Below are 20,765 nucleotides of genomic sequence, written 5' to 3'. Positions count from 1 at the left end.
AGTTGGCCCTGCCAGACCGCTGACAGTAAAAAACGGGTGGGGTGAAACGGCGCTTCAGCGCCTTCGCAGGTAGCTTTCCAGCGGGTCCTTGCTCAGGCCTTCCTGGGCCTGGGCGAGCGAGTCGATGAACAGCGAAAACAGCTCGGACTGCTTGGCGATATCGAGCTTGGTGTAGAGGTTCTTGCGGTGGGTCTTGACCGTGTCCTCGCTGATCCCCAGGCGCTCGGCCAGGGACCGGGTCGAGTGGCCGCGCAGCAGGTACTGGGCGATGCGGCACTCGCGTTCGGTGAGCAGCGAGGAGCCAAAGTTGTTCAGCGCGGCATTGATCTGCCGGCCCAAGGCACTCTCGAAACGCCCGCCCAGGGCGTCGACATCGAGGTGGCTCCACTGCCGCCGCACCGTTGCCACGACCCACGGCGCCACGCACTTGAGGTCATTGACCTGCTGGCGGGCCAGGCGGCGGGTGCTGGCCAGGGCCACGGCGATGGTCAGGTGCTCGTCGAGGGGGACGATGAAGTTGAGTTCGTCTTCCAGGTGGGCGTGCTGGTAGAACGCCAGGTAGTACTCGCTGCGCTTGAAGTGGTCAGGGGCGACGTCACTGAGGCGGTAGCAACCGGGGCCGATGCCGTCCATGCAGGCCCGGTAGAACGGGCATAGCAGGTAGTAGCCTTCGAGGTACTTGTGGATGTTGCCTTCCGGTAGCCACGGACCTTCCTCGTCCTTTTCGAACAATGCCGAGGGCAGGCCTTTGCGCGGGTAGAGGAACACGGTGATGGCCTGGCACGGGGCAATCAGCTTGAGCGCAACGAACAGCGCCTCGACGAAGCCCGGCGAGCCCTGGGCGTCGACGACACGGGCCATCTGCACGTACCAGTCGGGCGATTTCAGCCGGTCTTTGCTCATTGTCGTGGTCCCATGCCGGGGTTGTTGTGGTTGGGATTCTTGCATGGGGCGTAGTGCACGGCCATCACCCTTCGGGGTGAGCTAATTCGATTGTGTGACAGCTGACAGGTGCTTGCCTCTGGATAGAGTCAAGGCTGACAGGCGCTGCAAGGTTTTCGGCGAACCCCTGCCAGCCTCTACGCAACCCTCACGCCCCCTCCTCAACTCACAAAGGAACCACCCACATGTGCTGCTGCCTGATGCTGTAGCAATCTTCAACTTAGCTATACAAGACCAACATCGTTGTACAATTGCTGCCCCTCAACATGGAGCCGGCATGAAGAAAAACCCACTGAGCCAACGCAAGGACGATCACCTGGATATCGTCCTGGCCGCCGGCAACAACGCCCATGGCGCAGACCCCGGCTGGTCGTCAGTGCACTTCGAACATTGCGCATTGCCGGAAATGGCCCTGGACGACGTCGACCTGAGCACCGAGCTGTTCGGCTGTGCACTAGGCGCCCCGCTGTTGATCAGTTCCATGACCGGCGGTGCCGAACGTGCGCACTTCATCAATCACCATCTCGCCGAAGCCGCCCAGGCACTGGGCATCGCCATGGGCGTTGGCTCGCAGCGCGTCAGCCTGCGCAGTGGCCAGGACCAAGGCTTGACCGGCGAGCTGCGTCACCTGGCACCCGATGTGCCGCTACTGGCCAACCTCGGCGCTGCCCAACTGCGTGAGGCCGACGGCCTGGACCTGGCACGCCGCGCCGTCGACACCTTGCAGGCCAATGCCCTGATCATTCACCTGAACCCCCTGCAGGAAGCCGTACAGCCAGAGGGCGACCGTGACTGGCGTGGAGTGCTGCAACGCATCGAAACCCTGACCCGCCAGTTGCCAGCGCCGGTGATCGTCAAGGAAGTCGGTGCAGGCATTTCCCCCCGGGTGGCGCGCCTGCTCTGCGATGCAGGCGTTGCCATGATCGACGTGGCCGGTGCCGGCGGTACCAGCTGGGCAGCCGTTGAGGCCGAACGTGCCGGCAATGCCGCTGAGCGCGAGGTCGCCCTGGCGTTTGCCGACTGGGGCATCCCGACCGCGCACTGCCTGCTGGCGGTGCGCCGCGCCGTGCCGGAAATCGGCCTGATCGCCTCTGGCGGCGTGGCCAACGGCGTCGATGCCGCCAAGGCCATACGCCTCGGTGCCGACCTGGTAGGCCAGGCTGCCAATGTCCTCAGTGCCGCCGTGATCTCGACCCAGGCCGTGGTGGAACATTTCGAGGTTGTTCTGCGCCAGTTGCGCATCGCCTGCTTCTGTACCGGCTCGCGCAACCTTGCGCATCTGCGCCGGGCACGCTTGCTGCCTGGCAACCTGACGCCGCCATGAGGCTGGCGGCTGTGGCATGATCAGCACCTCCCTTCATCCTGGCCCGCGTGCATGCTGATCGACGAAGAACTGACCCTGAAAAAGCTCGAGACCTTCCTCGCCTTCATGCGCAGCGGCAACCTCGGCCGCGCCGCCGCCGAGCTGTCCACCAGCGCGGTCAGCGTACACCGCGCCATCCACTCCCTGGAAAGCGCGTTGCGCTGCCCGCTGTTCAAGCACGAAGGCCGCCAGCTGATCCCGCTGGAAAGCGCCTATGTGCTGGAGAAGAAAGCCCGCCAACTGATCCAGGACGCCGAACAGATGGTCCGCCAGACCCGCGAAGCCGCCGGTTTCTATGCCGAGCGCTTCCGCCTCGGCGCGCTGTACTCGCTGACCGTCAAGACCGTGCCGAAGCTGGTGATGGGCCTGAAACTGCGGCGCAGCGAGCTGAACATCGACCTGACCCTGGGTTCGAACGTCGACTTGCTGCAACGCCTGAAGAACCACGAGCTGGAAGCCATTCTGGTGTCACTGGACGAAAGCGCGGCGGACCCGGCCTGCGAGCAGTTGCCACTGTTCTCCGACGATATCTTCCTCGCCGTGCCCACCGATTCACCGTTCGCCGAGCAACAGGAAGTGGACCTCGCGGACCTGGCCGACTCCACCTTCATCACCCTGACCCAGGGTTTCGCCACTCACCGCGATGGCGCCCGGGTGTTCCAGCAGGCGGGGTTCGAGCCGAAGGTGGCGATGCAGGTGAATGACATCTTCACCCTGCTGAGCATGGTCAGTTCGGGCGTGGGGTTCGCCCTGCTGCCTGGGCGCATCGCAGCGGTATACGAGAACCGCGTGAAGCTGATTGCGCTGCAGGCGCGCTACCGACTACAGCAGCATATCGGGGTGGTGTTTTTGAAGGCCCGGGAGCGAGAGCCAAACCTGCTGGCATTGTTGGCTGAATGCAGGATGTACAGCCGCGGGGCCTGACACTGTGCAACCTGTCATTTATGCCAGTGGCGGCACACTGCGCGGGAAGACATGCTCTTGCCTGGTATTGGAGCATTACTCACGGTGGCTTATGACCTCAGATCACTTATCCTCTAGCGCGCTTCAGTTGCAGGACCGCGTGCTGAAGTATACCTGCTATGGATCCGACTCGGTTACCGGTAGGAGACCGTCGTATATGAGATTCAACGGCGAACGCAAGGAAACCTGGGCGAATTGCTATTTTCTTGGTCAGGGATATCGGCTGTACAGCGCCGAATTGATGCGTTTCAACTCGCCCGACAGTGATAGCCCCTTTGCAAGCGGCGGGCTGAATGCCTATGCCTACTGTGCTGGGGACCCTGTTAATTATCGTGATCCGGATGGCCACATGCCGTCTCGCTTGCCTGGTCGTTCTCCTCGAAGTCGTAGCCTGCCCCCGAGTGGGAGCGTAACGCCCAGTCGAGCGCGGACCCGCAGCTTAAGCCCAAGTCCACAACCAGGTTTGCAAGAACGCGGCGCTGGTGCGAACCCAAGCCTTGGAGGAAGTGTTGGATCCAGCCCCCCGAGCTCATTGGGGTCCAACGCCTCAAGCTCAAATTCGGAACTGCAAGGTTCACCAGAAACACCTGGTACGCCACCACGCGCCGAGCACCTACATGTAGCGATTGATGGTCGCAATAATCCAGTGCCACCTGAAGTACTCAGAGCCCGTCTCGAAATGTTGGTCGCTGGTCAGGGTCACCGGGTTCAGCCTGGCAGTCTCCCAAATACTCCTAGACTGGTAATGCCCGAAGTACGTGAACCAACGCCAGTGTCTCGTTGAGTGAATCGACAGGGGCCGTAGAACGGCCCCTGATCTTCAACCTACCAATCCCCGCACGCAAAAATAGAGTACTGAAGGACCCATCAAGCACCCAAGTCCGGTATGGAAGGTCGCAGTCAACGCACCATAAGGCACCAGCCGCCGGTCGGTAGCCGCCAGCCCCGCCGTCACTCCCGACACAGTCCCCGCCAACCCACCAAACACCATCGCCGAGCGCGGGTTGTCCAACGCCAGCAACCGCGCCGACACAGGTGTGAACACCATCACCAGGATCGCCTTGATCAAGCCGGTGGCAATCGACAGCGCCACCACATCCGAACTCGCCCCCAGGGCCGCCCCGGTCACCGGCCCGACGATATAGGTCACAGCCCCCGCGCCAATGGTGGTCATGCTCACCGCATCCCGGTAGCCAAAGGCATAGGCCACCGCGCAACCCACGATGAATGGCAGCACCGTACCCAGCAGCAGCGACACCGCACCAATCAATCCGGCCTTGCGCGCCTCGGTGGCTTGCACCTCGAAAGCCGTGGCAACGATGGCGAAGTCGCGCAGCATGGCCCCGCCCATCAGGCCGATGCCGGAGAACAGCGCCATGTCGGCCAGGCCTTTCTGACCGCCAGTCACGGTACCGCCAACCCAGGCCAGCACCAAGCCGATGACGATGGCGATTGCCGAGCCATGCACCCGACCAAACGTCAGGTACTTCGACAGCAGCACCGACAACCACATGATCCCGCCAACCACCGCGAAGGCAGTGATCAGGCCGTTGTGTTCCAGGGCATTGTCAATGATCGGCCACATGATCAGCGCCCTCCGGCAGGGGCGACTTGCGCGCTGGCAACTTCAGGCGCATCAGGCGCCGGCAGGGGTTCGCCGCGATGGCTGCGGCTGATCACGGCAATGGTCAGCCCGCACACCAGCACCGCACCGATCGCCGCCAGCAGCGCCACCGGCCCGCCGTGCAGCGCGGTAACCACGTTCTGCTGGGCGGCCATGGCCACCACCACCGGGATGTACATGGCGCCCCAGAAGCCGACACCGAACTCGCACTCCTTGCTCATGCCGCCATTGCGGTGCATGTACAGCCGCGCGCAGATCAGCAGGATCATGGCGATGCCGACCCCGCCCACATTGGATTTGACGCCCAGCAGCACGCCCAGGAAGTCGCCGACGATAACGCCAGCCAGCGTGCATACCGCCAGCAGAGCCACACCATAGATGATCATTGTTGTTGTCCTCAGCTTGAGTCGAAGTTGCTTGTTGTTGTTCTTCGAGTAACAGCGCCGTCATCGGTTGTCGGCCACCTCCTGGCGCAACAGCGCATCGACGGTATCCCAACGGGTGGCGTCGAGGGCGACCACCCTGCCCTGTTCGAACACCGGGCGGGCCAGGCCGCTGAGCACGCTGCCCGGTGGTATCTCCACCTGCAGGCGCACGCCGCGTTCATAGGCGTTGCGCAACGTAGCACGCCAGTCGACCAGCCGGGCCATGTTGCCGGCCAGGTCATCGCGCAGGCGTTGTGGATCGAAGATCGGCCGCGCACTGCTGCCGCTCAGGTACGTGATGCGCGGGCGACGCAGTTGGACGCCGGCAAAGGCAGCTGCCAGCCCGGCGGCCGGGCCGTCGAGCAACGCGCAGTGGGATGGCACGCTTACCGCCAGGCGTCGGGCTACGCCCTGACCACGTTGGCGAGCCCTGGCAGCGACCTCGGCCATGGCGGTGTCGCTGCCGGCGATGACGATCTGGTTGTCGCTGTTGAGGTTGGCCAGGTACACCTCACCGCCCACCTCGGCCAGCAAGCCTTCGACAGTGCCCAAGTCGAGGCCGCTCAGGGCGGTCATGCCGTAGCCCTGCGGATAGGCCCGCTGCATCAGTTCACCACGCAGGGCCACCAGGCGCACTGCATCGGCGAACTGCAGCGCCCCGGCCGTTACAGCGGCGGGATAGGCACCGATGGACAGCCCGGCAACATAGTCCGGCGCCGGGCTGCGCTGCAGCAGCCAGCGCGCCCAGGCCACCCCGGCCAGCAGCAGGCACAACTGCACGGCGCGGGTCGACTGCAACGCCTGCCTACTGTCGAGCACCGATACCTGTTCACCCAGCGCATCACTGGCCTCTTCCAGTAACGGCGTGGCGCCCTCGGGCAAGCGCTCCAGCATGCCTGCCTGTTGCGCGCCCTGGCCAGGGAAGGCAAACAGGCTGCTCACGCCGCATACTCCAGCGCATGCCAGGGGTCCGCTACCAGACGTGCGCCATGGCACGATTTGAGCAACACCCGGCGCGCCATGCCGGCCCATTCACGCAAGGCTACCGCACCCGCCGGCGTCTCCAGCTGCACGTCGATTCGGCACTGGCCGCAGTCGAGCATGTCGAGCAGCTCGCGCGCCTGCGCCCGGGTCATGCGCTGCGGTGTACGCACCAGCAGATCGAGGTCACTGGCGCCATGCACGACGTTGCAGCCGGTGGCCAACTGGTAACCGACGCCCCCGGTCGGCCCCCAGGCCAACCCGCTGGCATCGAGTACCGGCGCCACCGAGGCCAGCGCCCGCAGGGCTGGCCAGGCCCCTTCACCGGCGCCGCGCAACGCCTCGGGGCTTGTTTGCCGCTGGATGTCGCGCACGCGCATCAGCACACCCAGGCGCTGCTCACGGCCCTGCCCGCGCACGCCCACGGCCACCCAGCCGCTAGCGCAGGCGGCACGCCGCACCACCACCGGCTGCCCGGTGGCCAATGCCTGCACGGCCCAGGCAGGCGCGTCGCCAGGCAGGTCGGCTGCGGGCATGCCCCAGAGCAGGTCGTGTGGCTGTGGCTGGTTCATCTCAGGCCTCCTGCCACTGGCTGCGCAGGCGTGCGCGTACATCGCGCGAGGCACTGCGGTTCTCACCGTTCAACCGCGATGCCAGGTCAGTCGAATGGCCGATATCACGCACGGCGTCGGCCAGGCAGGCACGCACCTGGGCAATGTCGGCGGCACTCGGCGCCTCGGCACTTGCGACCTGCAGGCGCCGCCACAGCAAGCCCAGCGAGGCATAGCTGGCGAGGTCATAGGCCATCGGCGGCACCTCGGCGGCCAGCGCCTCCAGTTGCTCGACACTGCGCAGGGTGATGCGTGCTGCTGCCGCCTTGCCCATGGCATGCACCATCACCCCGCTGTCATCCAGGGCGATCAGCCGTTGCGCCTGGTAGCCGTGGGCCAGGAAGGCACCGGACATGGCCTTGCCGACCAGCAGGCCAATCACCGGGTGCCCCGCCAGGCGCGCTTGAGCGTAAGCCTGCACAGCCCCAGCCAATGCCTGGTGGATCCCCAAGGCTTCTTCGCGTCGGCCATAGGCCTGGCTTGGCACATCGATGACGGCAACGATGACGCGCTTTTCACCCTCGCGGTCCAGTTCGACCGCATCGCTGACAGCCTTGGCCAGGCCCCAGCCTTCTAGCAGGCCGACTTCGCCCGCACGCGCTCTTGGGAACGGGTTGTGCGCGTCCGGCACTACCGCAATGAAGCGCGCCAGGCGGTTGTCCAGTTCGCCATCGACCACTCGCAACGAGGCGGGATAGCCTGCCAGCGGTTCGCCCGCGGCCAGGCCAGGCAGCCAGTTCAGGGCACGATTCATGGGGCATCTCCTTGGTAGAGGGCACGCACGGCGGCGGCGTCCAGTTGCGGGCAGTCGACGCCCAGGCTGGCCAGGCGTTGCAGGTACCAGGCGTGGCGGTCGGCGCGGTTGGCCGACGGCGCGTCCAGCAGGTGCAGCAGTTGCTGGCGCAGGCTGTCGACGTCGTCTGCGGCAAAGGCATCCACCAGGCCGCTGGCATACCGCTGTTCGCCACCGGTCAGGCTCCAGATGAATGGGCGGTCCTTGGCGTCGTACTCGGCGATACCGGCCTCCTGCTCGATCACTTGCGGGCCATTGAGGCCCAACCGCGCCTCGCGGGTGACCAGCAGGTGGCTGCACAGCCCGGCCGCGATGGACATGCCACCGAAGCAACCAACCGAACCTGCGATCAAGCCGATCACTGGTTGATGCGTGCGCAGTTCGACAATCGCCGCCTGGATCTCGGCAATCGCTGCCAGGCCGAGGTTGGCTTCTTGCAGGCGTACGCCGCCGGTTTCCAGTAGCAGTACGGCGCAGGTGGGGATGCCGTCGCGGTTGTCCTCGATGGCCAGCTCCAGGGCGCCGGCAATCTTGGCGCCACCCACTTCGCCCATGCTGCCGCCCTGGAAGGCACCTTCGATGGCGGCAAGCACGGTCTGGCGGCCATTGAGCCGGCCCTTGGCGATGACCACGCCGTCATCGGCCTGGGGCACGATGCCTTGGCGCGGCAGCCATGGCGACATCAGGCGGTCGAACGGGCCGAGCAGTTCGCGGAAGCTGCCAGGGTCGAGCAAGGCGCGAGCGCGCTGGCGAGCGCCCAGCTCGACGAAGCTGCGGCTTTGCAGCAGACGGGCGGTGTCAGTCATGGGCAATCTCCTCGAAACCTTGCTCCAGGCGCAGGCGCACCACGCCAGGGGTGGCGCCGAAGTCGTGGATGTCGATCTTCACGGCGGGTAGCGTGCGGCCATCGAACAGGCGCTGGAACAGCTGGCTCCAGCGGGCGCTGCTGCCGTTGACCGAGGTAACCACCTGGATCTCCAGGCGACCGGCACTGCCGGGCTCGATCAGCACTTCCAGGTCGCCGGAGCTGACGCAGCCTACCAAGGTGCGGCCGCGGCCAGGCTCGGCGGCGGGGAATTGAAAGTTCAGGGTTTCCATTTCACAGGTTCCCGGCATTGTCGAGGAACAGGCAGGCGGCCAACAGATCGGCGGCGCCACCCGGTGAGGCATTGAGCTGCAGCAGTTGCGCGTCCAGCAGGCGCAGCTGACGGCGGCCAGCGAGGCTGGCGCAGCCGCCGGCATCGAGCACTGCGCGGGCCCCCGCTTGCAAGGTGTGCAGACCGTGCGGGCCGGCGCGCCAGAGCACGCAGGTGTCACTGAGCGCGGCCATGATCGCCAGCAAGGCATCCAGCCGGGCCTGGCTTTCGCTGGCGCCGGCGGCGCGGCTGCGGCGCAGTTGGGGCAGGCCGTGTTCGAGCACCGCGGGGAAGCCTTGTTGGGCCTGTTCGCGGGCCCCCCCAGCGCCGTAGCGCTGGCGCACCTGGATGCCGTGGCTGTCTTGCGCGATGGCGGCCGGGTCGTCGATCAGGGCGATGCGGCCGGCGCGAGCAGCAACTGCCTGGGGCGCGGCTTTGACATCGAGCGCTTGGGCGGCGACCAGCAGGCCAAGGGCCCAGATTGCGCCGCGGTGGGTGTTGATGCCGCCTGTGGTGGCGAGCATGGCCTGTTCGCCTGCGCGGCCGATACGGCCCAGTTCGGCGCGCAGCGGTGGGCCAATTTCGCCATGGGCTTGCGCGGCTTCGGCCATCTGCCGCAGGCAAGGCCATAGGGCCAGCGCCGAGGCGTGCATCAGGGCCAGGGTCATGTCGGCGTGGGCGCCACTGCTGCGGCGGTCGACCAGGCCGGGTTTGGGCGACAGGTCGGCTTCGTCGATGAGCGCCTCGACGGCCAGGTCGGCAAGTCGGTCGGCCTGGAAGCTATCGGTTTGCAGGTCCGGCCTCTTCGCGGGCGCGCCCGCTCCCACAGGGATCGCGCGGGTTTCAGGTACAGCACGGTAACTGTGGGAGCGAGCGTGCTCGCGAAGAAGCTGATGCGGTTTCAAGTCGTGCGCAGTCATCACCAGCTCCTGAACCGTGCGGGCGGGTTGTAGAGGCCGCCGGACCACTCGACCAGGTCGGCGATGCTGCGCGCGGCGAGCAATTCGCGGCTGGCGTCGGTGCGGCGGATGCCGAGGTCCTCGGGCAAGGCGATCAGGCCTTGCTGGCGCAGGCGCAGGGTGTTTTTGGGATCGTGACGCAGGCCGATGGCGGTGACGCCGGCCACGGCGGCGATCATCTGCTGGCGTTCTTCCAGGCTGCGCGCCTTGTACAGATAGGCAATGCCTTCTTCGGTGAGCAGGTGGGTGACGTCGTCGCCGTAGATCATCACCGGCGCCAGGGGCATGCCGGCTTTCTTCGCCACGTCCACGGCGTCGAGCGTTTCGACGAAGGTCGGTTTGCCACCTTCCTGGTAGGTCTCGACCATCTGCACCACCAGCTTGCGGCCGCGTTCGAGCAGGGTCTCGGGCACGGTCATGTCGAGCCAGGCCGGGGTCGCGTGGCGCCGCCCGCGAGGGTCGTGCCCCATGTTCGGCGCCCCGCCGAAGCCGGCCAGGCGGCCACGGGTGACGGTCGAGGAATGGCCGTCGCCATCGACCTGCAAGGTGGCACCGATGAACAGGTCGACCGCGTATTGCCCGGCCAGTTGGCACATCATCCGGTTGGAGCGCAGCGAACCATCGCGGCCAGTGAAGAACACGTCCGGGCGCTGGGCGATGTAGTCCTCCATGCCCAACTCGGTACCGAAGCAGTGCACGCTTTCGACCCAACCGGTCTCGATGGCCGGGATCAGGGTCGGGTGCGGGTTGAGCGTCCAGTTGCGACAGATCTTGCCTTTGAGGCCCAGCGACTCACCGTAGGTCGGCAGGATCAGCTCGATGGCGGCGGTGTTGAAGCCGATACCATGATTCAGCGACTGCACCTGGTGTTTCTCGTAGATGCCGCGAATCGCCATCATCGCCATCAGCACGTGTACCGGCTTGATGTGGCGTGGGTCGCGGGTGAACAGCGGTTCGATGTAGAACGGCTGATCGGCGACCACCACGAAGTCGACCCAGGATGCCGGAATGTCCACCCGTGGCAGGTCGTCGACCCGCTCCACCAGCCGGTTGACCTGGGCGATCACCAGGCCGTCGCTGAAGGCGGCTGGCTCGACCAGCGCCGGCGTGTCTTCGGTGCTGGGGCCGGTGTACAGGTTGCCGTCGCGGTCAGCCATGAAGCCGGCGACCAGGGTGACATTGGGGATCAGGTCGACCAACAGCCGCGAATACAGCTCGATATAAGTATGAATGGCGCCCACTTCGAGCAGGCCGTCTTCCAGCAGTTGGCCGATGCGCAGGCTCTGAGGGCCGGCGAAGGAGAAGTCGAGCTTGCGTGCGATGCCGCGCTCGAACAGGTCCAGGTGCTCGGCGCGGCTGACGCTGGGCATGATCATGTGCAAGTCGTGCAAGCGCTCAGGGTCGGCCTTGGCCAGCGAACGCGAGAGAAAGTCGGCCTGCTTCTGGTTGTTGCCCTCGAGCACCACGCGGTCGCCGGGGGCGATCAGCAGTTCGAGGGCTTCGACGATCCGCTCGGTGGGCAGCACCACACCGTCGGCCAAGTGACGGACGCGGTCCAGGCGGCGCTGCTTCTCGGCGCGCCGCCTGGACCATTGCGGCGGTGGATTCTTGGTTATGGTCATCAGGTGACTCCACGGGTTCGCTGTCGTGGAGGCACAGTAGGACGGGGTTGGTCGGGAGATCAATCAAGCTGGGGGGATGATCGTTACGGTTGGAGTAATGGTTTGCGGTTCGAGGTGCCTGGCGATGGTTTTTCAGTGGTTTCGAGACCGAGCGCCGCCCGCGCGGCGCATCGCGGGCAAGCCCGCTCCCACATCTGTTTCGGGCCAATCTCTCCTGTGAAGCCAACAGGAACCGCCTTGTTGGCATGGCGATGCATCTCGGTGGAAGCCAACAGGGGCATGGCGATTCATCCTGGCGGGCGCTGATGCTGTTGCACCTGTCTGCAGTCATGCACCAAGGCGGATCCTGTTCCCACATCTGTTTCGGGCCAATCTCTCCTGTGAAGCCAACAGGAACCGCCTTGTTGGCATGGCGATGCATCTCGGTGGAAGCCAACAGGGGCACGGCGATGCATCCTGGCGGGCGCTGATGCTGTTCCACCTGTCTCCAGTCATGCACCAAGGCGGATCCTGTTGGCGGTACAGGAGTGACTGGCCCGAAACAGATGTGGGAGCGGCGGTGCGGCGATCCGACTTGCCCGCGATGCGCCGCGCGGGCGGCGCTCGGTCTCACAGGCGCTGCAGAACCCAAGCCAGGAACAACTCAAGGCATAAACGCACGATCCCCCTGCAGATTTGTCCATTGCGTAAGATAAATTCGCATGCCAGGATCCAGCGATCCTCCAGCGCACTCCAGACTTCACTTGGAAAATCAATAACAAAGCAGGGAGAACGCGATGACCGCGCACGCTCATACCTCGGCAACGGCTCATGTACTGGCCGAGGTCCGCAACCAGATTGGCCACCTCACCCTCAACCGCCCAGCCGGTCTCAATGCCCTGACCCTGGACATGGTGCGCAGCCTGCGCCAGCACTTCGACCAATGGGCCGACGACCCTCAGGTGCAGGCCGTGGTGCTGCGCGGCGAAGGCCCCAAGGGCTTCTGCGCCGGTGGCGACATCCGCTCGCTGCACGACAGCTACAAAGCAGGCGATACGCTGCACGAAGACTTCTTCGTCGAGGAATACGCCCTGGACCTGGCCATCCACCGCTACCGCAAGCCCGTGCTGGTGCTGATGGACGGCTTTACCCTCGGCGGTGGCATGGGCCTGGCCCAAGGCTGCGACCTGCGGATCGTCACCGAACGCAGCCGGCTGGGCATGCCGGAGGTCGGCATCGGCTACTTCCCGGATGTCGGTGGCAGCTACTTCCTGTCGCGCATCCCAGGCGAACTGGGCACCTACCTGGGCGTCAGCGGCGCTCAGATCCAGGCCGCCGATGCCCTGTACTGCGGGCTGGCCGACTGGTACGTGACCAGCGACAAACTCGCAGCCCTGGACCAAGGGCTGGATACCCTGCGCTTTGGCGCTCACCCGCTCAAGGACCTGCAGAACCTGCTGGCCAAGCTCGGCAGCCAGGTGCTGGGCGATGCGCCGCTGGAAAAACTGCGCCCGGCCATCGACCATTTCTTCGCCCAGCCCGACTTGGCGGCGATCATCGAACAACTGCGTGCGGTGCGCATCGGCGACAGCCACCCTTGGGCATTGGCGACCGCCGAACAGCTGGAAACCCGCTCGCCGCTGGCCATGGCGGTTACCCTGGAGATGCTGCGCCGCGGCCGCCACCTGGCACTGGAAGACTGCTTCGCCATGGAACTGCACATCGACCGTCAGTGGTTCCAGTACGGTGACATCATCGAGGGCGTGCGTGCCCTGATCATCGACAAGGACAAGCAGCCGCGCTGGAACCCGCCAACCCTGGCCGGGTTGTCGCGCCAGCGGGTCGACCAATTCTTCGAAGGCCTGTGAGCCCGGGAGTACACAGATGCAAGACCTGGAACTGAACGAAGAACAGATCATGATCCGCGACATGGCCCGGGACTTCGCCCGTGGCGAGATCGCGCCGCATGCCCAGGCCTGGGAAAAGGCTGGCTGGATCGACGATGGCGTGGTGCGCAAGATGGGCGAGCTGGGCCTGCTGGGCATGGTCGTGCCCGAGGCGTTCGGCGGCAGCTACACCGACTACGTCGCCTACGCCCTGGCAGTCGAGGAAATCGCTGCTGGCTGTGGCGCCACCGGCGCGATGATGAGCATCCACAACTCGGTCGGTTGCGGCCCCCTGCTCGCCTACGGCACGCCTGAACAGCAACAGGCCTGGTTGCCGCGCCTGGCCGCTGGCGAGGTGATCGGCTGCTTCTGCCTGACCGAGCCACAGGCCGGCTCCGAAGCACACAACCTGCGCACCCGCGCCGAGCTGGTCGATGGCCAGTGGGTGATCAACGGCGCCAAGCAGTTCGTCAGCAACGCCCGCCGCGCCGGATTGGCGATCGTCTTTGCCGTCACCGACCCGGAGCTGGGCAAGAAAGGCCTGTCGGCCTTCCTGGTGCCGACCGACAACCCAGGCTTCAAGGTCGACCGCAGCGAGCACAAGATGGGTATCCGCGCCTCCGACACGTGCGCGGTGACCTTCGACAACTGCCGCATCCCGGCAGCCAACATCCTCGGCGAGCGCGGCAAGGGCCTGGCCATCGCCCTGTCCAACCTCGAAGGCGGCCGCATCGGCATCGCCGCCCAGGCGCTGGGCATTGCCCGTGCTGCGTTCGAGGCGGCGCTGGTGTATTCACGTGACCGCATCCAGTTCGGCAAGCCGATCAACGAGCACCAGAGCATTGCCAACCTGCTGGCTGACATGCAGGTGCAGGTGAATGCGGCGCGCTTGCTGATCCTGCATGCCGCCCGGCTGCGCACAGCAGGCAAGCCGTGCCTGTCGGAGGCCTCGCAGGCCAAGCTGTTCGCTTCGGAAATGGCCGAGCGCGTGTGCTCGATGGCGATTCAGGTGCACGGCGGGTATGGCTACCTGGAAGACTACCCGGTCGAGCGCTACTACCGCGATGCGCGGATTACCCAGATCTACGAAGGGTCGAGCGAAATCCAGCGCATGCTGATCGCACGCGAACTCAAGCACTACCCGTTATAAGCCCCCTCAGTGGCGCTGCCTGAGGGTTTCCGAAGGCAGCTCGCCAAAGCGCTGGCGATACACCTCGGCGAACCGCCCGAGGTGCATGAAACCGTAATCCATGGCCAGCTCGGTCACACTGCGCACCGCGCAACGGCTGTCACGCAGGCACGCATGCACCCGCTCCAGCTTGCGCTGGCGCACGTATTGCCTGGGCGTGATGCCCAGTTGCCGATCGAACAGCGCATACAGCGAACGCACGCTGATGCAGGCCTGCTCTGCCAGCGTCTCGGCTGACAATTCAAGCTTGAGATTGCGCTCGATGTAATCGAGGATCCGCTCCAGGCTCGCCCCTGGCGTACCCAGGCTTTCGCGGCGGATATTGGTGCTCATCAGGGTGATCAGCTTGCTGGCGACGATCTGGCTGTAGTGCCCCTGCACTCGCGGGAGCGAATCACTGACCTCGGCTTCGTGGCAGACCATGGCCAACAGGTTTACGAAGCCGTCCAGCTCATCCAGCCGGTAGTGGTTGCGCAAGAACCGCACGCCGCCGTCCGGCCGCTGCCAGCGCTGCTCGTCGCAAATGCTGTCGAGCATGCGGGTCGGCACTTTGAGGATGAATTTCTCGCAGTCTTCGGAATAGGTCAGGTCGACCGGGTCGTCCGGGTTGATCAGCAGCAGTTCGCCCGGCACCAGGTAGTGCTCGCGCTGGTGCCCGCGCCACAGGCAGTTGCCGTTGAGCAAGACCTGCAAGTGATAGATGGACTCCAGCGCCGGCGAGGTGACCCGCACGCTGCCGCCGTAGCTGATACGACACAGGTCGAATTCGGCTAACTTGCGGTGGCTGAGGCTGGCCTGGGGGTGGCTGGTGCGTGACAGGCCGATGCAGTGCTGGCCGACATGCTGGTTCACATAGTCGGACACCGCATAAGGGTCGGCGTGATGGAACACGCTACTGCGCTCGCTCAGCAGGCGGCTTTCCATAGGCAAGGCACTCGGCATCGTTATTGTTCTGGGCGCCGCTTCCTACTGGCCCGAAGGCCTGTGATTGCGGTCGTTCACGGTCATTCTATCGGGCCGGGGTCAGGTTAGTTCGGGGCAGCTGACCACTGGCGCACGCGGGGTACAGCTAAGCAAAAAGGCGGGGCTTGGGCAATCAGATGTTCGGATTGGCTGGGCGAATAGCGGACAACGGAGGGAGACTCGCCGGGCGATCATCGGACAGTCCCGGCTCACTGTACCGGCAGGAAGTTCATCAACAGCAGGCTTTGCGCGTAGTTCAAGCCGATCCGCCGATAGCGCTCGTCGAGCAACTCAGCCAGCAAATCCAGCCGCGCCACGATCTTGCCGAACTCCACGGCAAAACTCAGGTTGCTGCCCTCTTCGGATATTTCGTTGGAAAACAGCAGCAGCACGCCGTTGGCATCCTGGCGCTGGCTGAGCATCCAGGTGGCCTTCTCGATATTGCGTGCCGCGTTGTTTATGAACAGCGGGTCGAGGGTGTCGGTCATGTAGAACTCGGTACGCCCGCCATGCGCGGTGATCAACATGCTGCCGATGGCGTAGATGAAGGCGCCGACCCGGTCGCCGCGAAACTCCGGGTTCAAGGCATAACTCAGTGCAGCGAGGTCGCGGCGGTTGCCCAGTTGCGGCAGGGGTTGGCGCTGTTCGATGGCAATGCGGATCTGCCGTTCGGCAGTGGCGGCGTCGAGGTAGCCGGACATCTTCCACTGGTTGGGGTTGCGCAGGTACAGCTTGTTCATCAGCAGGTACAGGCTTTGCAGGTTGTCGCGCATGGCCAGGGTGGCCATACGGTCGACGCTGGTCTGGAACAGCTCGCTGGGCTTGCCGTTGCCGATCTGGCTGACGATATCGTGGCCTTGCTGCTGGCTGCAGCCGGCCAGGCCCAGCAGGGCGCCTGCCAGCAGCAGACGCGGGAAAAATCGGGGATTGCTTGCAACCATCGGCACCGGGTCGGAATCGGCGGCCGCGCCGGGGATCGGCGCAGCCTGGCCAAGCATAGAGCCCCGGAATCGGAAAAAGTGCAGTGCCGGTCAATCCGCTGACCGGATCACATGGCGTGGCGGAGCATCTCCACCACCTGCGCATGCAGCGCCGGGTCACCACAGGCCACCACACAGCCGCCATGTTGCGCGCTGCTGCCGTCCCAGGCAGTGATCACCCCGCCCGCCCCTTCGATGATCGGCATCAGCGCCTGCACGTCATACGGCTGCAGGCTCGCCTCGACGATCACATCGACGAAACCCGACGCCAGCATGCAGTAGGCGTAGCAATCACCACCGTAGCGCATCAGCCGCGCCTTGCCTGCCACAGCCTCGAACGCCGCCTTGCGCTCGGCGGTGTCGAACATGTCCGGCGTGGTGCACATCAGCGTGGCCGCCGTCAGGTCGGCGCAGGCGCGGGTCTTCAGCGGCGTACCGCTGCGCCATGCACCTTGCGGGGTGCCGACGAAGCGCTCACCGGTGAAGGGTTGGTTCATCACCCCCACCACCGGGCGTGTGCCATCGTTCAGGGCAATCAGCGTGCCCCACAGCGGCAGGCCGGTGATGAACGCACGGGTGCCGTCGATCGGGTCGAGCACCCAGGTCAGCGGGCTGCTGCCCACCTCGACGCCGGCCTCTTCGCCGAGAATGCCATGCTCCGGATAGCGCGCCTGGATCAGCTCACGCATGGCGTCTTCGGCTGCCTTGTCGGCCACGGTCACCGGGTCGTACAGACGCCCGCCCTTGTCCTCGACCTCAAGGCTTGCGCGGAAGTACGGCTGGATCGCCAGTGCAGCGGCATCGGCCAGTTGCTCGGCGAAGGCTTGGAATTCGCCGATCTGTTCAGCGCTCAGGGACATGGTGCAGGCCTCGTGGAAAATATCGGGGCTGCATCATACCCGACAACCGACATGGCAGTGGACGCCTGAACAAGTGCCACTATTATGACATTATTGCCACTTCATTTAACGGTCACTCAATCGTTGTACTAGGATACCAACCACCTCCCGCAGCCGGCCCAGGATGCTGGCCGGCAGCCAGGCGGGACCCGTTCCACCGGACCTCATGGATGACACGATGAATTCGCACTTGCTCTACCCGCAGATCGGCAAAGTCATTGCCAGTACCGGCAGCCGCCAGTTCCCACGCATGCTGCACGACCTGATCCAGGCCCACCTGACCATCGATGCCATGCAGATTCGCCAGTTACCTGTGCAGGCAGCCGAACGTGGCAACGACTCGACGCTGATCAACGAAACCGTGTTTTCTTCCGACCGCCACCCCGAAGGTGATTTCGACGACCCGGCGCGGTTGCACCTGATCCGTCGCAAGGGTGAATCGCGTTATGAGATCCAGGTGCTGCGCGCAGGCTCGACCTATGGTTTTTCGGCCCATGAACGCAGCCGCCTTGATGACATCTCACCCCTGCTGCTGCCGATGCTGGAGAAGCATATCGATGCCCTCACGCCTGTTGCCCAGCGCTGCGCAGCGGAAAGCCTGGAAGCGCGTTTTCTGGAGCGTATCACCCAGTCCGGGCTGACCCTGTCGGAACGTGAATGCCAGGTGTGCCTGGGGTTGCTGGCCGGGCTTACGGCGCCCGAGCAGGCCGAGCGGCTGGCGCTGAAGGTGAATACCGTGGAGAGCTACCTGCGCCGGGCGGCAATCAAGCTGGGGATCAGTGGGCGACACTCGTTGATGCGTTGGATGTATGCCGAGGCCTGAATCTCTTTAGCCTGATCCGGCCCTTTCGCGGGCAAGCCCGCTCCCGCAGCTACTGCACTGCACTGCACTCAAGGGTGGTGATATCCCTGTGGGAGCGGGCGTGCCCGCGAAGAGGCCAGAACAGGCCGACCTCAATCCCTGGCCAAGGCCTCGATCGGGTCCAGCCTTGCTGCATTCCTGGCCGGCACAAACCCGAACACCACCCCGATCAACGTCGAACTCGTCGGCACTGAACACGATGCCGGCGGCCAACGGAATGTTGCGCACCTGGAAGTAGTGTTCGCTGACGCCGTTGAGCTGCACGTCGACATCCAGGTTGCGGTAGCGCACCAGGGTGCTCTGGCCGATCACCGGGGTGGCGCTGTCGACGTAGTACAGCGCATTCAGCGCCGCCACATCGGCCGGCAGCAGGGTCTCGATGGTCTTGGCCCGGCTGTCGCCGAAGTTGCTGCCCGAGTAGATGTCGATGGTGTTGCTGCCGATTGCCTGGATGTCCTTGAGCACATAGCCCTTGGCGCCTTCGCCGATGGCCGAGATGGACACCACCGAGGTGATGCCGATGACGATCCCGAGCATGGTCAGCAAGGTGCGCATGCGGTGCGAGATCAGCGCGATCCAGGCCATCTTGAACGCCTCGCGGAACATCCCCAGGCTCGCCACCAGGCGCTGCGTGGCGTGCGCCTTGGGCGCAGGCTCGGCAGCTGGTGTAGGCAGGGCCTCGCGGGCGTTGCTGCGGTCGCTGATGATCTGCCCGTCGCTGACTTCGATGATCCGTTCGGCATGGGCGGCAACCTTAGGGTCGTGGGTGACCAGGATCACCGTGTGGCCGGCGCCATGCAGCTCCAGCAGGATGTTCATCACCTCCTTGCCGCTGGCGGTGTCCAGGGCGCCGGTCGGCTCGTCGGCGAGGATCACCTGGCCACCGTTCATCAGCGCCCGGCAGATACTCACCCGCTGTTGCTGACCACCGGACAGCTGGCTGGGGCGGTGTTCGAGGTGACCGTCCAGGCCCAGCCGCGTCAGCAGCTCGCGCGCCCGCTGGTGGCGCTGGCCCTGGGGCAAGCCGGCATAAACGGCCGGGATCTCGACGTTGTGCAGCGCATCCAGGTGCGGCAGCAGGTGATAGCGCTGGAAGATGAAGCCGAAATGGTCACGGCGCAGTGCGGCCAGGGCATCGTCGTCCAGTTCTCGGGTTTCCTGGCCACCGACCTGATAGCTGCCGCTGCTGGCGTTGTCCAGGCAGCCGAGGATGTTCATCAGGGTCGACTTGCCCGAGCCGGACGCGCCGATGATCGCCACCAGCTCGCCGCTGCGGATCTGCAGGTCGATGCCCTTGAGCGCGTGGAACTCGCGGTCGCCGGCGAGAAAGCTGCGGGTCACACCCTGCAGGCACAGCAACGGCTCGCCCTGGCCACGGGCGACTGCCAGGTGCGGGGTCAGCTCGACAGTCATGTTCATGCTCACGCCCCTGCTTCGCCAGACACCGGCTCGCCGATCACCACCCGGTCACCTTCGGCCAGGCCGTCCTTGATCTGCACCTTGACGTTGTTGTTGATGCCGGTCTGCACATTGCGCACCTGGGCAAAGCCCTTGGCATCGAGCACCCGCACCGGGAAGCTGCCGTCGCCATTGCGCAGGCCCAGCGCCGCCACCGGCATGGTCAGCACGCCCTCGGCGGTGTCCAGAACGATGTGCACCTGGGCGGTCATCGAGATGCGCAGTCGGTGGTCGGGGTTGGGCACTTCGAACAGGGCGTTGTAGAACACCGCGCCCTTGGGCTTGGTGCTGCTGCCATCGCTCTTGTCGGTGCTTTGCGCGTAGTTCTGCGGCGCAGGCTCGGTGCCGCGCAGCTTGGCGTAGTAGCGCTTGTCCTCGCCAAGGATGGTGAAGTACACCTCTTGGCCTGGGGTGATGTGGATCACGTCGGCTTCGGAAATCTGCGCCTTGACCGTCATGGTGTCGAGGTCCGCGAGCTTGAGCAGCACCGGCGCCAGCTGGTTGGCGATCACGGTCTGCCCTTCCTGGGTGACGATGCCCACCACATGGCCGGTGATCGGCGCGTTGATGCGGGTATAGCCAAGGTTGACCTTGGCCGTGTCGATCTCCACCCGGGCGCTCTGGATCTGCGCGTCCAGCGAACGCACCGAGGCCTGTTTCACCTCGTAATCCGATTCGGCGTTTTCGAAGTCCTGGCGCGACACCGACTCGTCGGACTGCAGCTCACGGTAGCGCTCGTAGACACGCTTGGCCTGGCGCAGCTGGGCCTGGGTCGAACGTTTTTCGGCTTGCAGTTTTTCCTCGTCGACCTCGGCCTGGCGCAAGGTGTTGCGCAACACCAGCGGGTCGATCTCGGCCAGCCACTGGCCCTGGCTGACCTTGTCGCCGAGCTTGACCTTGAGCGACTTGAGCTGCCCGGAGACCTGGGCGCCGACGTCCACCTGCTTGATGCCCTCGAGCATGCCGGTGGCCAGCACCGCGTTCTCGATGTCGCCCTTCTCCACCGTGGCGACGATGTACTGCGGCGGCTTGGCCGGGGCCTGGATGGCATACAGGCTGATGCCGGCGACCAGGGCCACGGCGGCGCCGAGGCTGAACTTGCGGAATCTGGACTTATCCATGAACACTCA

The 20,765-nt window shown here is 65.0% G+C and carries 20 protein-coding genes and 1 pseudogene; 6 read left to right on the top strand and 15 right to left on the bottom strand.

The genetic code is table 11. The features are described from left to right. Positions 1-54: 54 nt before the first annotated feature. Positions 55-903: a helix-turn-helix transcriptional regulator gene (locus tag ACTORR_RS27900; RefSeq protein WP_313365317.1), complete on the bottom strand. Its 849-nt coding sequence runs from the start codon at positions 901-903 to the stop codon at positions 55-57. 316 nt (positions 904-1,219) lie between these two features. Between ACTORR_RS27900 and fni the strand changes: the two genes are divergently transcribed. The 3 genes from fni to ACTORR_RS27885 all read left to right on the top strand — a co-directional run bounded on the left by fni (position 1,220) and on the right by ACTORR_RS27885 (position 4,052). Beyond that, positions 1,220-2,266 (top strand): type 2 isopentenyl-diphosphate Delta-isomerase, encoded by a 1,047-nt coding sequence (fni, locus tag ACTORR_RS27895; RefSeq protein ID WP_054885804.1) that lies wholly within the window; start codon positions 1,220-1,222, stop codon positions 2,264-2,266. A gap of 51 nt (positions 2,267-2,317) precedes the next feature. Beyond that, a complete protein-coding gene (locus ACTORR_RS27890; protein WP_054885805.1) occupies positions 2,318-3,229 on the top strand; it encodes a LysR family transcriptional regulator in 912 nt (303 codons plus the stop codon). A 91-nt stretch (positions 3,230-3,320) separates the two neighbouring features. Next, a complete protein-coding gene (locus ACTORR_RS27885; protein ID WP_099814063.1) occupies positions 3,321-4,052 on the top strand; it encodes an RHS repeat-associated core domain-containing protein in 732 nt (243 codons plus the stop codon). 36 nt (positions 4,053-4,088) lie between these two features. On the opposite strand, the gene madM is transcribed toward ACTORR_RS27885, so the two are convergent. From madM to mdcA, 9 genes are read right to left on the bottom strand one after another with little or no spacing between them, the layout of a single operon-like run. Further along, positions 4,089-4,853, bottom strand: coding sequence for a malonate transporter subunit MadM (madM, locus tag ACTORR_RS27880; RefSeq protein ID WP_099814062.1), 765 nt, complete (start codon positions 4,851-4,853; stop codon positions 4,089-4,091). 2 nt (positions 4,854-4,855) lie between these two features. Beyond that, the gene (gene madL / locus ACTORR_RS27875) at positions 4,856-5,278 is read right to left on the bottom strand and encodes a malonate transporter subunit MadL (RefSeq protein ID WP_054885808.1); all 423 of its coding nucleotides are present in this window, start codon (positions 5,276-5,278) and stop codon (positions 4,856-4,858) included. 60 nt (positions 5,279-5,338) lie between these two features. After that, positions 5,339-6,259 carry a malonate decarboxylase subunit epsilon gene (mdcH, locus tag ACTORR_RS27870; RefSeq protein WP_313365316.1) on the bottom strand — a complete coding sequence of 307 codons (921 nt, stop codon included), beginning with the start codon at positions 6,257-6,259 and terminating at the stop codon, positions 5,339-5,341. Continuing rightward, positions 6,256-6,870, bottom strand: a complete 615-nt coding sequence (locus ACTORR_RS27865; protein WP_313365315.1) for a malonate decarboxylase holo-ACP synthase — start codon at positions 6,868-6,870, stop codon at positions 6,256-6,258. The genes mdcH and ACTORR_RS27865 overlap by 4 nt, the downstream gene beginning before the upstream one ends. A gap of 1 nt (position 6,871) precedes the next feature. Further along, positions 6,872-7,663: a biotin-independent malonate decarboxylase subunit gamma gene (mdcE, locus tag ACTORR_RS27860; RefSeq protein ID WP_054885811.1), complete on the bottom strand. Its 792-nt coding sequence runs from the start codon at positions 7,661-7,663 to the stop codon at positions 6,872-6,874. Further along, entirely contained in the window at positions 7,660-8,508 is an 849-nt protein-coding gene (locus ACTORR_RS27855; RefSeq protein WP_313365314.1) for a biotin-independent malonate decarboxylase subunit beta, read from the bottom strand. Before ACTORR_RS27855 ends, mdcE begins: the two co-directional genes overlap by 4 nt. Then, entirely contained in the window at positions 8,501-8,800 is a 300-nt protein-coding gene (locus ACTORR_RS27850) for a malonate decarboxylase subunit delta (protein ID WP_054885813.1), read from the bottom strand. The genes ACTORR_RS27855 and ACTORR_RS27850 overlap by 8 nt, the downstream gene beginning before the upstream one ends. 1 nt (position 8,801) lies before the next feature. Next, complete coding sequence (locus ACTORR_RS27845; protein ID WP_441344100.1) at positions 8,802-9,758, bottom strand: triphosphoribosyl-dephospho-CoA synthase; 957 nt, start codon at positions 9,756-9,758, stop codon at positions 8,802-8,804. Then, positions 9,758-11,419 carry a malonate decarboxylase subunit alpha gene (mdcA, locus tag ACTORR_RS27840; RefSeq protein ID WP_099814057.1) on the bottom strand — a complete coding sequence of 554 codons (1,662 nt, stop codon included), beginning with the start codon at positions 11,417-11,419 and terminating at the stop codon, positions 9,758-9,760. Before mdcA ends, ACTORR_RS27845 begins: the two co-directional genes overlap by 1 nt. A 776-nt stretch (positions 11,420-12,195) precedes the next feature. Here mdcA and ACTORR_RS27835 point away from each other — a divergent pair. Further along, positions 12,196-13,266 carry an enoyl-CoA hydratase/isomerase family protein gene (locus ACTORR_RS27835; RefSeq protein WP_099814056.1) on the top strand — a complete coding sequence of 357 codons (1,071 nt, stop codon included), beginning with the start codon at positions 12,196-12,198 and terminating at the stop codon, positions 13,264-13,266. Between the two features lie 16 nt (positions 13,267-13,282). After that, complete coding sequence (locus ACTORR_RS27830) at positions 13,283-14,434, top strand: acyl-CoA dehydrogenase family protein (protein WP_099814055.1); 1,152 nt, start codon at positions 13,283-13,285, stop codon at positions 14,432-14,434. Between the two features lie 6 nt (positions 14,435-14,440). On the opposite strand, the gene ACTORR_RS27825 is transcribed toward ACTORR_RS27830, so the two are convergent. The 3 genes from ACTORR_RS27825 to hisN all read right to left on the bottom strand — a co-directional run bounded on the left by ACTORR_RS27825 (position 14,441) and on the right by hisN (position 17,276). Then, complete coding sequence (locus tag ACTORR_RS27825; RefSeq protein ID WP_441344099.1) at positions 14,441-15,397, bottom strand: AraC family transcriptional regulator; 957 nt, start codon at positions 15,395-15,397, stop codon at positions 14,441-14,443. Positions 15,398-15,645: 248 nt separating this feature from the next. Further along, on the bottom strand, positions 15,646-16,377 hold the full coding sequence (locus ACTORR_RS27820; protein ID WP_054885825.1) for a hypothetical protein: 732 nt from the start codon (positions 16,375-16,377) through the stop codon (positions 15,646-15,648). Between the two features lie 107 nt (positions 16,378-16,484). Continuing rightward, positions 16,485-17,276, bottom strand: coding sequence for a histidinol-phosphatase (hisN, locus tag ACTORR_RS27815; RefSeq protein ID WP_313365465.1), 792 nt, complete (start codon positions 17,274-17,276; stop codon positions 16,485-16,487). Positions 17,277-17,493: 217 nt separating this feature from the next. Here hisN and ACTORR_RS27810 point away from each other — a divergent pair, with 217 nt between their 5' ends. Continuing rightward, a complete protein-coding gene (locus ACTORR_RS27810) occupies positions 17,494-18,138 on the top strand; it encodes a helix-turn-helix transcriptional regulator (protein WP_313365464.1) in 645 nt (214 codons plus the stop codon). A 204-nt stretch (positions 18,139-18,342) separates the two neighbouring features. On the opposite strand, the pseudogene ACTORR_RS27805 reads toward ACTORR_RS27810, so the two are convergent. After that, a pseudogene (locus ACTORR_RS27805) lies at positions 18,343-19,596 on the bottom strand (ATP-binding cassette domain-containing protein); the annotation flags it as partial. 2 nt (positions 19,597-19,598) lie between these two features. Next, the gene (gene macA / locus ACTORR_RS27800) at positions 19,599-20,756 is read right to left on the bottom strand and encodes a macrolide transporter subunit MacA (protein ID WP_313365463.1); all 1,158 of its coding nucleotides are present in this window, start codon (positions 20,754-20,756) and stop codon (positions 19,599-19,601) included. Positions 20,757-20,765 lie beyond the last annotated feature (9 nt).

The organism is Pseudomonas sp. SAR267 (assembly GCF_052077595.1).
In the GTDB taxonomy this organism is placed as follows: domain Bacteria; phylum Pseudomonadota; class Gammaproteobacteria; order Pseudomonadales; family Pseudomonadaceae; genus Aquipseudomonas; species Aquipseudomonas vlassakiae.
The sequence above is the reverse complement of the archived record's forward strand: the minus strand, read 5'-3'. Positions and strand labels throughout refer to the sequence as shown.

Bases quoted from the DNA above. Each gene is read 5' to 3' on its own strand.
- ACTORR_RS27885 (WP_099814063.1), top strand. From the start codon at position 3,321: ATGACCTCAGATCACTTATCCTCTAGCGCGCTTCAGTTGCAGGACCGC.
- ACTORR_RS27855 (WP_313365314.1), bottom strand. From the start codon at position 8,508: ATGACTGACACCGCCCGTCTGCTGCAAAGCCGCAGCTTCGTCGAGCTG.
- ACTORR_RS27850 (WP_054885813.1), bottom strand. From the start codon at position 8,800: ATGGAAACCCTGAACTTTCAATTCCCCGCCGCCGAGCCTGGCCGCGGC.
- ACTORR_RS27835 (WP_099814056.1), top strand. From the start codon at position 12,196: ATGACCGCGCACGCTCATACCTCGGCAACGGCTCATGTACTGGCCGAG.
- fni (WP_054885804.1), top strand. From the start codon at position 1,220: ATGAAGAAAAACCCACTGAGCCAACGCAAGGACGATCACCTGGATATC.
- hisN (WP_313365465.1), bottom strand. From the start codon at position 17,276: ATGTCCCTGAGCGCTGAACAGATCGGCGAATTCCAAGCCTTCGCCGAG.
- ACTORR_RS27890 (WP_054885805.1), top strand. From the start codon at position 2,318: ATGCTGATCGACGAAGAACTGACCCTGAAAAAGCTCGAGACCTTCCTC.
- mdcE (WP_054885811.1), bottom strand. From the start codon at position 7,663: ATGAATCGTGCCCTGAACTGGCTGCCTGGCCTGGCCGCGGGCGAACCG.
- ACTORR_RS27810 (WP_313365464.1), top strand. From the start codon at position 17,494: ATGAATTCGCACTTGCTCTACCCGCAGATCGGCAAAGTCATTGCCAGT.
- ACTORR_RS27900 (WP_313365317.1), bottom strand. From the start codon at position 903: ATGAGCAAAGACCGGCTGAAATCGCCCGACTGGTACGTGCAGATGGCC.
- macA (WP_313365463.1), bottom strand. From the start codon at position 20,756: ATGGATAAGTCCAGATTCCGCAAGTTCAGCCTCGGCGCCGCCGTGGCC.
- ACTORR_RS27865 (WP_313365315.1), bottom strand. From the start codon at position 6,870: ATGAACCAGCCACAGCCACACGACCTGCTCTGGGGCATGCCCGCAGCC.
- ACTORR_RS27830 (WP_099814055.1), top strand. From the start codon at position 13,283: ATGCAAGACCTGGAACTGAACGAAGAACAGATCATGATCCGCGACATG.
- ACTORR_RS27825 (WP_441344099.1), bottom strand. From the start codon at position 15,397: ATGGAAAGCCGCCTGCTGAGCGAGCGCAGTAGCGTGTTCCATCACGCC.
- madM (WP_099814062.1), bottom strand. From the start codon at position 4,853: ATGTGGCCGATCATTGACAATGCCCTGGAACACAACGGCCTGATCACT.
- mdcA (WP_099814057.1), bottom strand. From the start codon at position 11,419: ATGACCATAACCAAGAATCCACCGCCGCAATGGTCCAGGCGGCGCGCC.
- madL (WP_054885808.1), bottom strand. From the start codon at position 5,278: ATGATCATCTATGGTGTGGCTCTGCTGGCGGTATGCACGCTGGCTGGC.
- ACTORR_RS27820 (WP_054885825.1), bottom strand. From the start codon at position 16,377: ATGGTTGCAAGCAATCCCCGATTTTTCCCGCGTCTGCTGCTGGCAGGC.
- ACTORR_RS27845 (WP_441344100.1), bottom strand. From the start codon at position 9,758: ATGACTGCGCACGACTTGAAACCGCATCAGCTTCTTCGCGAGCACGCT.